The organism is Geodermatophilus sp. SYSU D01045 (genome assembly GCF_054050295.1).
This window is the reverse complement of sequence record NZ_JBJGZB010000012.1, coordinates 70,036-82,830: the sequence shown is the minus strand read 5'-3', so window position 1 is coordinate 82,830 and position 12,795 is coordinate 70,036. Positions and strand designations below refer to the sequence as shown.

The window sequence follows — 12,795 nt, the reverse complement described above, 5'->3', positions numbered from 1 at the left end:
CCCGATCGCGGGCCCCCGTGCCGTGGCTGGGACGATGGGGGCCATGCCCGAGCAGTCCCCGGTCGACGTCCACTCCCCCGCCGCCGAGCAGGCGGCCGAGATCGCGACGGCGCGCAAGGACATCCTCCGCATCGCCACCGCCGGCTCGGTCGACGACGGCAAGAGCACGCTGATCGGCCGGCTGCTCTACGACAGCAAGGCCGTGTTCGAGGACCAGTACGCGGCGATCGAGCGGGCCAGCAAGGGCGACTACGTCGACCTCGCGCTGCTCACCGACGGCCTGCGCGCCGAGCGCGAGCAGGGCATCACCATCGACGTCGCCTACCGGTACTTCAGCACCCCCCGGCGGACGTTCATCCTGGCCGACACCCCCGGCCACGTGCAGTACACGCGGAACATGGTCACCGGCGCCTCGACGGCGGACCTGGCGATCGTGCTGGTCGACGCCCGCAAGGGCCTGGTCGAGCAGAGCCGCCGGCACGCCTTCCTCGCCTCGCTGCTGCGGGTGCCGCACCTGGTCGTCGCGGTCAACAAGATGGACCTCGTCGACTGGTCCGAGGACGTCTACGAGCGCATCCGCGACGAGTTCACCGCGTTCGCGACGAAGCTGTCGATCCACGACCTGACCGTCGTCCCGATCTCGGCGCTGCACGGCGACAACGTGGTGACCCGGTCGGAGAACACGCCCTGGTACGGCGGGCCGTCGCTGCTGCACCACCTCGAGCACGTGCACGTGGCCGGCGACCGCAACCTCGTCGACACCCGCTTCCCGGTCCAGTACGTGATCCGGCCGCAGTCCGACGCCCACCACGACTACCGCGGCTACGCCGGCACCGTGGCCAGCGGCGTGCTCCGCCCCGGCGACGAGGTGCAGGTGCTGCCCAGCGGCCTGACCACCACGATCGCGGGCATCGACGGCCCGCGCGGCCCGGTCGCCGAGGCGTTCCCGCCCATGTCGGTGACCGTGCGCCTGGCCGACGACGTCGACGTCTCCCGCGGCGACCTGGTCTGCCGGCCGGGCAACGTGCCGCAGGTGACCCAGGACCTCGACGCGCTGGTGTGCTGGATGGCCGAGGAGCCGCTGCGGCCGCGGCAGCGGCTGGCGGTCAAGCACACCACCCGCACGGTGCGCGCGATGGTCAAGGAGCTGACCTACCGGCTCGACGTCAACACGCTGCACCGCGACCTCGAGGCCACCGAGCTCGGCCTCAACGACATCGGCCGGGTCAAGCTGCGCACCACGCAGCCGCTGTTCGTCGACGACTACAACAGCAACCGGGTCACCGGCCGGTTCATCCTCGTCGACGAGGCCACCAACGCCACCGTCGGCGCCGGGATGCTCCCGCCGCACCGCTGAAGCCCCCCCGCAGGCTCGCTGCCGGCCCCTGCGAGGGGGCCACCGGCCCGGACGGAGAGGCCCTCACCGCAGTCTGACGGGGAGCGTCTCGAAGCCGCGCAGCGTCTGCAGGTCGCGGCGGACGGGGCGGCCGGCCACCCGCAGCCGCGGGAACCGCTCGGTGAGCGTCCGCAGGCCGACGACGCCCTCCAGCCGGGCCAGGCCCGCGCCCAGGCAGTAGTGGATCCCGCCGGAGAAGGCCAGGTGCTCGCGGGCGTTGGCCCGGGTGACGTCGAAGCGGGCGGGATCGGCGAACACCGCCGGGTCCCGGTTGGCCGCGCCGAGCAGCAGGGTCACCCGCGTGCCGGCCGGCAGGGGCGTGCCCGCGACCTCGGTGTCCCGCGTGACAACGCGGCCGGTGAGCTGGACCGGGCTGTCGTGGCGGAGCACCTCCTCCACCGCGCCGTCCCAGCCCGCCGGGTCCTCCCGCAGGGCGTCCCACTGGTCGCGGTGGGCGTCGAGCAGCACGACGGCGTTGCCGAGCAGGTTGACCGTGGTCTCGAACCCGGCGCCGAGCAGCAGCATCACCGTGGCGTGCAGCTCGCGCTCGGTGAGCGCCTCGTCGTCGGGGAGGGTGACCAGCCGGCTGACCAGGTCCTCCCCGGGATCGGCGCGCAGCCGCGCGACATGCCCGCGGAGGAAGGCGTGCATGGCGCGCAGCGCGCGCTCGGCGGCCAGGTAGCGGCGCAGCGGCAGGCCGGGGTCGAGGGTGGCGGCCGCGGCGGCGCCCCAGCGCAGGAAGTCCCCGCGGCGGTCGGCGGGGACGGCGAGCAGGTCGGCGATGACCAGCACCGGCAGCTGCGCGGCGTAGGCGCCGACCAGGTCGACGACGTCGTCGCGGCCGGCGAGCCGGTCCAGCAGCGCCTCGGCGGTGCGCCGCACCATCGGCCCGGAGGCCAGCGTGGCGCGCGGGGTGAAGGCGCGGCTGACCAGCCGGCGGAAGCGGGTGTGGTCGGGCGGGTCGGTGACCAGCATGGACGGCGGCTCGGCCACGCCGGTGGCGTCGAGCTCGTCGGCGAACCGCAGCGCCCACCGGACGGGGGCCGGCGCCTGCGACCGGTCCCAGCCCACGCCGGCCGCGTCCGAGCGCAGCACCGCGGCAGCGACGGGGTGCGAGGCGGTGACCGGGCCCAGTGCGCTGCCGGACAGCGGGCCGCGGGCGCGCAGCCGGTCGTAGAGGCCGTAGGGGTCCTCGCGGGACGCCGGGTCGCGCAGCAGCCGGGCGACCGGGTCACCCCGGCGGGCGGCGCGCGCGAGGTAGAGGGCCGGCAGGCCGTGGCCCAGCGCGTAGCGGGTGGCCGTGCGGGCCGGGCGCAGCAGGCGCGCCGGGGCGGGTGCGGCCGGGGAGCCGGGAGCGGGCCGGGCCGGCCGCCGGGACGTCGTCGTCACAGCACCTCCCGCCCGGCGCACACCGGGCGGGAGGAGTCTGTCAGCTCAGGCGTCGGTGTCCGGGGGCGCGGGCGCCTGGCTGGCGTCGCCGTCCCAGTCCTTGCCGGCCTTGTACGCGTGCCCCGAGGCGCTGTCGGTCTGGTCGGCGACGGTCTGCGCCATCTCCTCGTCGGACAGGCCCTCGCCCGCGGCCTCGGTGTGGCTGGTGGGCTCGCTCATCCCATCTCCTCCGTCGAACGGCTTCGGTCCCTCCAGCCCTCCCCGGCGGGCCCCGCGGTCAAACTCCGGCCCCGGTCACCTCCCGAGCACGAACCGGACGCGCTCGCCGCCGTCGACGTCCTCCACGCCCCAGGAGTCGGCGATGGCGTCGACGATCTGCATGCCGCGGCCGCGGGGCCGGTCGCCGCGCAGCTCGCCGACGACGGGACGGGTGCCCGAGCCGTCGGACACCGCGATGCGCAACCAGCCGTCGGAGTACTCGAGCTCCAGGGACAGCACGCTCCCCGCCCACGTGGTCGACGACGTCGGCCACCAGCTCGGTCACGAGGAGGGCGACGTCGTCGGCGTCCTGGGGCGCCCGCCAGGTGCGCAGCGTCTCGCGGGCCACGTGCCGGGCAGTGGGGACGCTGCGCGGCTCCGGTGGCAGGTCCACCCGTGCGGTGGGTGCCGACATCTCGCCCCCTGGTGACCGGCCGTCCGGGGCGGGCCGGTTGTGCGTCATCGGGTCGCGGCCCACCGTCCCAGGACCGGTCTCCCCTGGCAACCGCCGTTGCGTGCAAGGGCCGTTGCGCGTCACACCCGTTGCACGCAACGGCCGTTCAGTAGGATCGCGCCCAACCGATCGCGGGCAGGGGCCCGCCGGCACGTCAGGAGGCTCCCGGTGACCACAGGACCGTCGGGGACCGCCACGTCGGCACCAGGGGACGACGCGGTCGCGGCCCTGGAGGAGCTGGTCCGGGAGATCGACCGGTGCGCGGCCGAGCTGCAGGACGCCCGGACCCGCGCCCAGCAGCTGCTCACCCAGCGCCGCGCGGGGGACAGCTGGCTCGCCATCGTCACCGAGGAGTCCCGCCCGCTGGTCGTCGAGCGGATCACCACCGTCCTCGGAGCCCTGGCCGGCGCCGGGTCGGTCTGGCGCCGCGCGCAGGCCCGCGCCCTGCAGGCCGAGCAGGTGAGCATCAACCGGATCGCCGCGATGTTCGGCGTCACCCGCCAGCGCATCTCGGCCCTGCTCCGCGAGCAGCCCGCCCGGGACGACGGCCGCGAGACCCCTCCGGCCTAGGCGGTCAGGGCGTCGATGGCCTTGTAGACGCGCTGCTCGGAGATCGGCCGGGGCGTGCCGAGCTGCTGGGCGAACAGGCCCACGCGCAGCTCCTCGACCATCCACCGGATGCGGGCGACCGGGTCGTCGGGGCCGCCGGTGGGCGGCACCTCGCGGCGCAGCTGCTCGTACTCGGCGGTCACCGCGGCGACCTGCTCCGTCCACAGGGCGTCGCGCACCGCGTTGGCCGGGAGCTTCTCCAGCCGCAGCGCCATCCCCCTGAGGTAGCGCACCAGGTCGGGCAGCCGCCGCCGGCCGGCGTCGGCCACGAACCCGCGGTGCAGCAGCCCGGTCATCTGGCGGCGCAGGTCGGCGACGGCGGCCTCGGGCACCCGGCGCCCGGGCGCCGCGCCGATCGCGACGGCGACCTCGCGCGCCTGGGTGAGCACCGCCTCGACCCGGCGGACGGCGTCCTGGGTGAGCGGCAGCAGCTGCTGCCGCGCCGTCGCCACCAGGGCGGTGAAGGCGGCCTCGTCGCGGGGCGGCCCGCCGGCGCCGGCGACCAGCTCGTCGGCCGCGGCGTCGACGCAGTCGTCGACCAGCGCGGGGATCTCGCCGTCGGGGTTGAACTGCAGGGCGAGCCGGCTCGTCGGGGAGAGCCCCTTGACCACCTGCCGGGTGGGCGAGCCGGCCACCAGCACGAGCAGCCGCCGGGCGCCGCGCCAGGTCAGCCGTCCGGCCTCGGCCTCGGTGGCCACCACCCGGACGCCGACCGTCGCCCCCTCGTCGACCAGCGCCGGGTACGCGGTGACCACGTGCCCGCCGCGGCGCACCTCGACGGTGCGCGGCAGCTCGCCGATCGTCCAGGCGGTCAGCCCGGTGCGCTCCAGGTCGGAGGCGGCGCGGGCCAGGCTCGCCCGGCCGGCCGGGGCCACCTCGCGGCGCAGCGCCTGCAGGTCCTTGCCGGTGGCCAGCGGCCTCTGCTCGTCGTCGAGCACGCGGAAGGTGGCGCGCAGGTGCGCGGGCACCTCGGCCGGGCGCCAGGCGTCCGGCGGGACGACGACGGCCGCGGACCGGCGCAGCTCGCGCTCCAGCGCCGGCAGCAGCGGCTCGGCCGGGCTGATGCGCGGCAGCACCTCGCGGACCCGGTCGGGGATCGGCACCAGCGCCCGGCGCAGCTGCTTGGGCAGCGTCCGCAGCAGCGCCGTCACCAGCTCCTCGCGCAGGCCGGGGACGGTGAAGGCCAGCGACTCCCCCGAGGTCCGCTCGGCGACGGTGTCGAGCACCGCCAGCGGGACGTCGACGGTGACGCCGTCCTCCGGCGCGCCGGGGGCGAAGGCGTAGGACAGCGGCAGGGTCAGGCCCTGCCTCAGCGGCACCTCGTCGGGGAAGTCCGCGGGATCCACCTGCCCGGCCGCGGCCGCGTCGGTGAGCACCTCCGGCGTGAGGGTGAGCAGGTCCGGCGTCTCGCGGCGGGCCTGCTTCCACCAGCGGTCGAAGTGCCGGGTGGAGACGACCTCGGCGGGGATGCGGGCGTCGTAGAGCTCGAACAGCGTCTCGTCGTCGACCCGGATGTCCCGGCGGCGGGCCCGCTCCTCCAGCTCGGCGACCCGCTCGAGCGCCCGCTGGTTGTCGGCCCAGAAGCGGTGGTGCGTCGTCCACTCGCCCTGGACGAGGGCGTGCCGGATGAACAGCTCGCGGGAGACCACCGGGTCGATCGAGCCGTACTGCACCCGCCGGCCGACCACGAGCGGGATGCCGTAGAGGGTGACCCGCTCGGTGGCCACGACGGAGCCGCGCTTGGCGTCCCACCGGGGCTCGGAGTACTCGCGCCGGACCAGGTGGCCGGCCAGCCGCTCGACGTCGTCGGGGTCGACGCGGGCCACGGTGCGGGCGAACAGCCGGCTGGTCTCCACCAGCTCGGCGGCCACGACCCAGCGCGGCGGCTTCTTCGCCAGCGGGGTGCCGGGGGCGATGACGAACCGGGCGCCGCGGGCGCCCAGGTACTCGCGCCCCCGCCCCCTTCCGCCTCTCGCGCGCGCATGGCTCTCCTCCACCTGCAGGCCGATCTGCGACAGCAGTCCGGACAGCAGGGCGGTGGTGATGCCGCGCTCGTCGGGCTCGGCGGCGAGCGAGCCGGGGGTCATGCCGAGGCGGCGGGCGGTGCTGCGGAGCTGGCCGTGCAGGTCCTGCCACTCGCGGATGCGCAGGTAGTGGAGGAACTCGCGCTTGACCGTGCGGCGGAACGCGCTGCCCGACAGCGCCTCCTGCTGCTCGGTCAGGTACCGCCAGAGGTTGAGCAGCGTGAGGAAGTCGGAGTGCTCGTCGGCGAACCGGGCGTGCACCTGGTCGGCGGCCTGCTGGTGCTCGGCGGGCCGCTCGCGGGGGTCCTGGATGGTCAGGCCCGCAGCGATGACGAGCACCTCCTCCAGCACGCCGCGCCGGTCGGCCTCGACGACCATCCGGCCCAGCCGCGGGTCCAGCGGGAGCTGCGCGAGCGCCCGCCCGGTGAGGGTGAGCCGGCCCTCGGCGTCGAGGGCGCCGAGCTCCTCGAGCAGGGCGCGGCCGTCGGCGACCGCGCGCCGGTCCGGCGGGTCCACGAACGGGAAGTCCTCGACGGCGCCGAGGTCGAGCGCGGCCATCTGCAGCAGCACCGAGGCGAGGCTGGTCCGGAGGATCTCCGGGTCGGTGTACTCCGGCCGGCCGTCGAAGTCGTCCTCGGTGTACAGCCGGATCGCGATGCCCTCGGCGACGCGGCCGCAGCGGCCCGAGCGCTGCCGCGCCGAGGCCTGGCTGATCGGCTCGATCGGCAGCCGCTGCACCTTCGTCCGTGCGCTGTAGCGGGAGATGCGCGCGGTGCCGGGGTCGACGACGTAGCGGATGCCGGGCACGGTCAGCGACGTCTCGGCGACGTTGGTGGCCAGCACGACCCGGCGGCCCGTGTGCGGCTGGAACACCCGGTGCTGGTCGGCGGCCGACAGCCGGGAGTAGAGCGGCAGCACCTCGACGCCGGGGAAGCGCTCGGCCAGCGCGTCGGCGGTGTCGCGGATCTCGCGCTCACCGGCGAGGAAGACCAGGACGTCGCCCGGACCCTCCGCGACCAGCTCCCCGACGGCGTCGCCGATGGCGCTGACCTGGTCGCGGTCGGGGTCGGCGTCCGGGTCGTCGGGGTCGACGACGGGCCGGTAGCGGACCTCGACCGGGTAGGTGCGGCCGCTGACCTCGACGACGGGCACCTCGGCGCCGTCGACGGAGAAGTGCTTGGCGATCCGGTCGACGTCGATGGTGGCCGAGGTGATGACGACCTTGAGGTCGGGCCGGCGCGGCAGCAGCTGGGCGAGGTAGCCCAGCAGGAAGTCGATGTTGAGGCTCCGCTCGTGCGCCTCGTCGACGATGATCGTGTCGTACTGGCGCAGCAGCCGGTCGTGGGCGATCTCGGCCAGCAGCACGCCGTCGGTCATGAGCTTGACCAGCGTGCCGTCGCCGACCTGGTCGGTGAACCGCACCTTCCACCCGACCGCACCACCCAGCGGCGTGCCGAGCTCCTCGGCGATCCGCTCGGCCACCGTGCGCGCGGCGATCCGCCGCGGCTGGGTGTGCCCGATCCGCCCGCGCACGCCGCGGCCGAGCTCGAGGGCGATCTTGGGCAGCTGGGTGGTCTTGCCCGAGCCGGTCTCCCCGGCGACGACGACGACCTGGTGCTCGCGCAGCGCGGCGGCGATGTCGTCGCGCCGGGCGCTGACCGGCAGCTGCTCGGGATAGCTGACCGCCGGGACGGCGGCCCGCCGGCGGGCGATGCGCTCCTCGGCGGCGACGACGTCGGCGGCGACCTTGTCGAGGGCCCGTGCGCGCGCGCCCTCGTCGCGGGTGCGGCGCAGGCCCTCGAGCCGGCGGCCGAGCCGGTGCTCGTCGTCGAGGGTCAGCGCGGCCAGCCGGGACCGGAGGTCCGCGAGGGTCGCGGTCACGGGCGCGCTCGACTCCCTTTCCGGGTGAGGGGACGGGTGGCGACCGGGGCCACCGCCCCCAGGATCGCAGGTCCGGCCCGTGCCGCCGGACGCCCGGGGCCGCTGGACCGAGCGGTGCAACGCGCCGGGGCCGCGGACCCTTCCCGCGAGACGTGCACCGACCGGCACCCGCGGGTACCGGAGTGGGGCCGCGCTGTCGCCCAGATCACGATGCGTGCACGCTGCAACTGGTTGTGTGCACCGCACATGAAGTTGTACCGTGCACTCATCTTCGCCACCCGTTCCCCGGAGTCCCCATGTCGCCGTCTGCGTCCCGTGACGCCGGCCCCCCGGCCGCACCGTCGCCGCAGCGCGCCGCGGAGGTCCGCCGGCTCTCCGAGCAGATGCCGCGCTTCATGCGGCTGGCCCACGCGTTCAAGAGCCTCCCGTCGGGCGCCGACGGCCGGGAGCGCGCGGCCCTGGTGCTGCTCTTCCCGCTGACCCGGCTGGGCCCGCTGCGGCAGAGCGCGCTGGCCGAGCTCGTGCACGCCGACCCGTCGACGGTCAGCCGGCACGTGGCCTGGCTGGTCGAGCGCGACCTGGTGCAGCGCGTGGCCGACGAGACCGACGGCCGCGCCACGCGCCTCGTCGTCACCGACGCCGGCCGGGCCGCCGTCGAGCGGCTGGCCGAGGAGCGCACCGCCCAGCTCGCCGGGATGCTCACCGGCTGGTCCGACGCCGACCTCGCCACGCTCACCGAGCTCTTCGGGCGCCTGCTCGACGACCTGACGGCAGCGCTGCCGTCCGACCCCCGCTCCCCCTCTGCACTCCCCGTCCCGAGAGAGAAGCCATGAGCCAGACCACCGCCCGCCCCACGGGTGGGCGCAGCGGCGCCCGCGCCGCGGCGGCCGCACCGGACTCCTCCGGCGCCTTCACGCACCGCCAGATCCTCACGATCATCGTCGGCCTGATGGTCGCGATGTTCCTCGCGGCCCTCGACCAGACCGTCGTCGCGACCGCGATCCGCACCATCGCCGACGACCTGCAGGGCTACGACCTGCAGGCCTGGGCGACGACGGCGTTCCTCATCACCTCGACGATCGCCACGCCGCTGTACGGCAAGCTCTCCGACATCTACGGCCGGCGGCCGTTCTACCTGTTCGCCATCGCCGTGTTCGTCGTCGGCTCGATGCTCTGCGGCCTGGCGGACTCCATGTACGAGCTCGCCGCGTTCCGCGCGGTCCAGGGCATCGGCGCCGGTGGCCTGATGTCGCTGGCGCTGGCGATCATCGGCGACATCGTGCCGCCGCGGGAGCGCTCGCGGTACCAGGGCTACTTCATGGCCGTCTTCGGCACCTCGAGCGTCCTGGGCCCGGTCATCGGCGGGTTCTTCGCCGGCCAGGACGCGCTGCTCGGCGTCGACGGCTGGCGCTGGATCTTCTACGTCAACGTCCCGCTGGGCCTGGTCGCCTTCGCCGCCGTCTTCCGGGTGCTGCACCTGCCGCACGAGCGGCGCGAGCACCGCATCGACTGGCCCGGCGCGCTGGCGCTGATCGCCTTCCTCGTGCCGCTGCTGATCGTCGCCGAGCAGGGCCGCATCTGGGGCTGGGGCTCGACCCGCTCGCTGGTCTGCTACGGCATCGGCGCCGTCGGCTTCGTGCTGTTCCTCCTCGCCGAGCGGGCCTACCGCGACGAGGCGCTGCTGCCCCTGCGGCTGTTCCGCAACCGCAGCTTCAGCGTCGTCGGCGTCGGCAGCGTGGTGATGGGTGCGGGCATGTTCGGCGGCCTGCTGCTGCTCCCGCAGTACCTGCAGATCGTCCACGGCTCGAGCGCCACGGTCGCCGGCCTGCAGATGATCCCGCTGGTCGCCGGCATCATGACCGGCGCGATGGGCTCGGGCATCGCGATCTCGAAGACCGGGAAGTACAAGGTCTTCCCGCTGGTCGGCATCGTGTTCATGACCGTCGCGCTGCTGTCGATGTCGTTCGTCGTCGACGCCGACACCTCGGTGTGGACGCTCGTGCCGTTCATGGTCCTGCTGGGCCTGGGTCTGGGCTTCAACTTCCAGCCCACGATCCTCGCCGTGCAGAACGCCGTGTCCCCGCGGGAGATGGGCGTGGCCACCTCGTCGGTCACGTTCTTCCGGCAGATGGGCGGCACGATCGGCACCGCGGTCTTCCTGTCCGTGCTGTTCAGCCGGCTGCCGGTGGACATCGGGTCGGCGCTGACGTCGTCGACCGACCCGCGGGTGCAGCAGGCGCTGCAGAGCGGCCAGCTCCAGGGCGGCGGCGACCTGTCGGACACCTCGTTCATCCAGACGCTGCCGTCGTTCCTCGCGGCGCCGTTCAAGACCGGGTTCTCGAACTCGATCGACCTGGTGTTCCTCATCGCCGCCTGCGTCGTGGCGATCGGGTTCTTCGTGTTCCTGTTCCTGCCGCAGCTGGCGCTGAGCAACCAGTCCGGCATCCAGGCCCAGCAGGCCGCCCGCCAGACCGCCGGCGAGCCCACCGGGGACGACGCCGGCGCCCAGGTGGCCCAGGCCGCCGGTGCCGCGGCGCCGACGTCGACGGCTCCCCCGACCGGGCGCCCCGGCGACGCCGAGCCCGCCGGCCGGCACCGCTCCTGACGCACCGGCCGAGAGGCCCCTCCCCGCACCGTGCGGGGAGGGGCCTCTCGTCGTCCCGGGCCGGGTCGGCCGTCGATCACCGGACGCGTGCACGGTGCGGCGGCGTGTCGTGCCGTGTCGCGTGCACACAGCCGATGATCGACACGTCCTGGCCGGCGCCGGGCATGCGGACGTGCTGCAGCCGGTGCAGCAGTGCCGCACCTGCTCCGGAGGCCAGGCCGGTCGCACGGCCCATCAGCTGCTGCAGGTCCACGAGGGAGCTGCTACCCGGGCGCGGACCCGGCCTATCGTGGGCCGGTCGGGCCGCGCGCCCGGCTCTCCCGCCGCCGTCGTCCGTGGAGGCCCCGTGTCCCCCAACCTCGTCCTGTCGCCGCGCGACCTGGACTTCCTGCTCCACGAGTGGCTCGAGGTCGAGACCCTCACCAAGCGGCCCCGCTTCGCCGAGCACTCCCGCGAGACGTTCGACGCGGTGATGGAGCTGGCCCAGCAGATCGCCACGGAGCACTTCGCGCCGCACAACCGGAAGGCCGACGAGAACGAGCCGCGGTTCGTCGACGGCAGGGTGGAGATGATCCCCGAGGTCGCGAAGGCGCTCGCGGTGTTCCGCGAGTCCGGGATCATGGCCGGGACCTTCGACGAGGAGTACGGCGGCCTGCAGCTGCCGCAGACCGTCGGGCAGGCGGCGTTCGCCTGGTTCAAGGCGGCCAACGTCGGGACCTCGAGCTACCCGTTCCTCACCATGGGCAACGCCCGCCTGCTGCTCGCGCACGGCTCGCAGGAGCAGAAGGACCGCTTCGTCCGGCCGATGCTCGAGGGCCGCTGGTTCGGCACGATGGCGCTGTCCGAGCCCCAGGCCGGGTCGTCGCTCGCCGACATCACCACGCGCGCCGAGCCCCAGGACGACGGCACCTACCGGCTCACCGGCAACAAGATGTGGATCTCGGCCGGCGACCACGAGCTGACCGAGAACATCGTCCACCTGGTGCTGGCCAAGATCCCCGGCGGGCCGCCCGGCGTGAAGGGCATCTCGCTGTTCATCGTCCCGAAGGTGCTGGTGGACGACGACGGGTCCCTGGGCGAGCGCAACGACGTCGTCCTGGCCGGCCTCAACCACAAGATGGGCTACCGCGGGACGACGAACACGCTGCTCAACTTCGGCGAGGGCGTGCACACCCCCGGCGGGCGGGCCGGCGCCGTCGGGTACCTCGTGGGCGAGCCGCACAAGGGGCTCTCCTACATGTTCCACATGATGAACGAGGCGCGGATCGGCGTCGGGATGGGCGCCACCGTCCTCGGCTACACCGGCTACCTGCACGCGCTGGAGTACGCGCGCACCCGGACCCAGGGCCGCTCGGCGAGCAGCAAGGACCCGTCGTCGCCGATGGTGCGGCTGGTCGACCACCCCGACGTCCGCCGGATGCTGCTGGCCGCCAAGAGCTACGCGCAGGGCGGCCTGGCGCTGGGCCTGTACTGCGCCCGCCTGGTCGACGAGGAGAAGACCGGCGAGACCGAGGACGACCGCAGCCGCGCCCACCTGCTGCTCGACACCCTGACGCCGATCGCCAAGGCGTGGCCCTCGCAGTGGGGGCCGGTCGCCGACGACCTGGCCATCCAGGTGCACGGCGGCTACGGCTACACCCGCGACTACCCGGTCGAGCAGTTCTACCGGGACAACCGGCTCAACCCGATCCACGAGGGCACCAACGGGATCCAGGCGCTGGACCTGCTCGGCCGCAAGGTGACCGTGCAGGGCGGCGCCGGCCTGCGGCTGCTGGCCGAGACGATCGCGGCGACGACGGCACGGGCGGCCGGGACGCCGTTCGCCGACCTGGCCGCGGACGTCGACGCCGCCGTCACCCGGCTGGTGGCGGTGACCGGCACGCTGTGGGGCACCGGCGACCCGGCGCTGGCCCTGGCCAACGCCAGCGCCTACCTCGACGCGGCCGGGCACACCGTCGTCGGCTGGCTGTGGCTGGAGCAGGCGCTGGCGACGCGCGACGAGACCAGCGACTTCCACGAGGGCAAGCGCGCCGCGGCGCGGTACTTCCAGCACTGGGAGCTGCCCAAGGTGCACACCTGGCTGGACCTGCTGGAGTCCCTGGACCGGACGGTGCTCGACACCCCCGACGCCCACCTCTGAACGCACTCGCGCCCCGCGGCTCCGGGAGGAGCGGCGGGG

Annotated in this window: 10 protein-coding genes; 5 read left to right on the top strand and 5 right to left on the bottom strand. The window is 74.7% G+C overall.

What is annotated here, in order from left to right:
- Window positions 1–43 precede the first annotated feature (43 nt).
- A complete protein-coding gene (locus tag ACI798_RS11805) occupies window positions 44–1,357 on the top strand; it encodes a sulfate adenylyltransferase subunit 1 (RefSeq protein ID WP_456941529.1) in 1,314 nt (437 codons plus the stop codon).
- Between the two features lie 63 nt (window positions 1,358–1,420).
- On the opposite strand, the gene ACI798_RS11800 is transcribed toward ACI798_RS11805, so the two are convergent.
- The 3 genes from ACI798_RS11800 to ACI798_RS11790 form a co-directional block, all read right to left on the bottom strand.
- A complete protein-coding gene (locus ACI798_RS11800; RefSeq protein ID WP_456941528.1) occupies window positions 1,421–2,785 on the bottom strand; it encodes a cytochrome P450 in 1,365 nt (454 codons plus the stop codon).
- A gap of 45 nt (window positions 2,786–2,830) precedes the next feature.
- Window positions 2,831–3,004: a hypothetical protein gene (locus tag ACI798_RS11795; RefSeq protein ID WP_456941527.1), complete on the bottom strand. Its 174-nt coding sequence runs from the start codon at window positions 3,002–3,004 to the stop codon at window positions 2,831–2,833.
- A gap of 75 nt (window positions 3,005–3,079) precedes the next feature.
- Window positions 3,080–3,283, bottom strand: coding sequence for an ATP-binding protein (locus tag ACI798_RS11790; RefSeq protein WP_457047994.1), 204 nt, complete (start codon window positions 3,281–3,283; stop codon window positions 3,080–3,082).
- A 382-nt stretch (window positions 3,284–3,665) separates the two neighbouring features.
- Between ACI798_RS11790 and ACI798_RS11785 the strand changes: the two genes are divergently transcribed.
- Window positions 3,666–4,067 (top strand): hypothetical protein, encoded by a 402-nt coding sequence (locus tag ACI798_RS11785; RefSeq protein WP_456941525.1) that lies wholly within the window; start codon window positions 3,666–3,668, stop codon window positions 4,065–4,067.
- On the opposite strand, the gene hrpA is transcribed toward ACI798_RS11785, so the two are convergent.
- Window positions 4,064–8,011 (bottom strand): ATP-dependent RNA helicase HrpA, encoded by a 3,948-nt coding sequence (gene hrpA / locus ACI798_RS11780; RefSeq protein WP_457047993.1) that lies wholly within the window; start codon window positions 8,009–8,011, stop codon window positions 4,064–4,066. The two genes, ACI798_RS11785 and hrpA, sit on opposite strands and share 4 nt — an antisense overlap.
- A gap of 296 nt (window positions 8,012–8,307) precedes the next feature.
- On the opposite strand from hrpA, the gene ACI798_RS11775 reads away from it, so the two are divergent.
- Complete coding sequence (locus tag ACI798_RS11775) at window positions 8,308–8,844, top strand: MarR family winged helix-turn-helix transcriptional regulator (protein WP_456941523.1); 537 nt, start codon at window positions 8,308–8,310, stop codon at window positions 8,842–8,844.
- Complete coding sequence (locus ACI798_RS11770) at window positions 8,841–10,616, top strand: MDR family MFS transporter (protein ID WP_456941522.1); 1,776 nt, start codon at window positions 8,841–8,843, stop codon at window positions 10,614–10,616. Before ACI798_RS11775 ends, ACI798_RS11770 begins: the two co-directional genes overlap by 4 nt.
- A gap of 76 nt (window positions 10,617–10,692) precedes the next feature.
- Here the strand turns inward: ACI798_RS11770 and ACI798_RS11765 are convergent, their stop codons facing one another.
- A complete protein-coding gene (locus tag ACI798_RS11765; protein ID WP_457047992.1) occupies window positions 10,693–10,869 on the bottom strand; it encodes a hypothetical protein in 177 nt (58 codons plus the stop codon).
- 93 nt (window positions 10,870–10,962) lie between these two features.
- On the opposite strand from ACI798_RS11765, the gene ACI798_RS11760 reads away from it, so the two are divergent.
- Window positions 10,963–12,756, top strand: a complete 1,794-nt coding sequence (locus ACI798_RS11760) for an acyl-CoA dehydrogenase (RefSeq protein ID WP_457047991.1) — start codon at window positions 10,963–10,965, stop codon at window positions 12,754–12,756.
- Window positions 12,757–12,795 lie beyond the last annotated feature (39 nt).

Bases quoted from the DNA above. Each gene is read 5' to 3' on its own strand.
- ACI798_RS11770 (WP_456941522.1), top strand. From the start codon at position 8,841: ATGAGCCAGACCACCGCCCGCCCCACGGGTGGGCGCAGCGGCGCCCGC.
- ACI798_RS11775 (WP_456941523.1), top strand. From the start codon at position 8,308: ATGTCGCCGTCTGCGTCCCGTGACGCCGGCCCCCCGGCCGCACCGTCG.
- ACI798_RS11805 (WP_456941529.1), top strand. From the start codon at position 44: ATGCCCGAGCAGTCCCCGGTCGACGTCCACTCCCCCGCCGCCGAGCAG.
- ACI798_RS11795 (WP_456941527.1), bottom strand. From the start codon at position 3,004: ATGAGCGAGCCCACCAGCCACACCGAGGCCGCGGGCGAGGGCCTGTCC.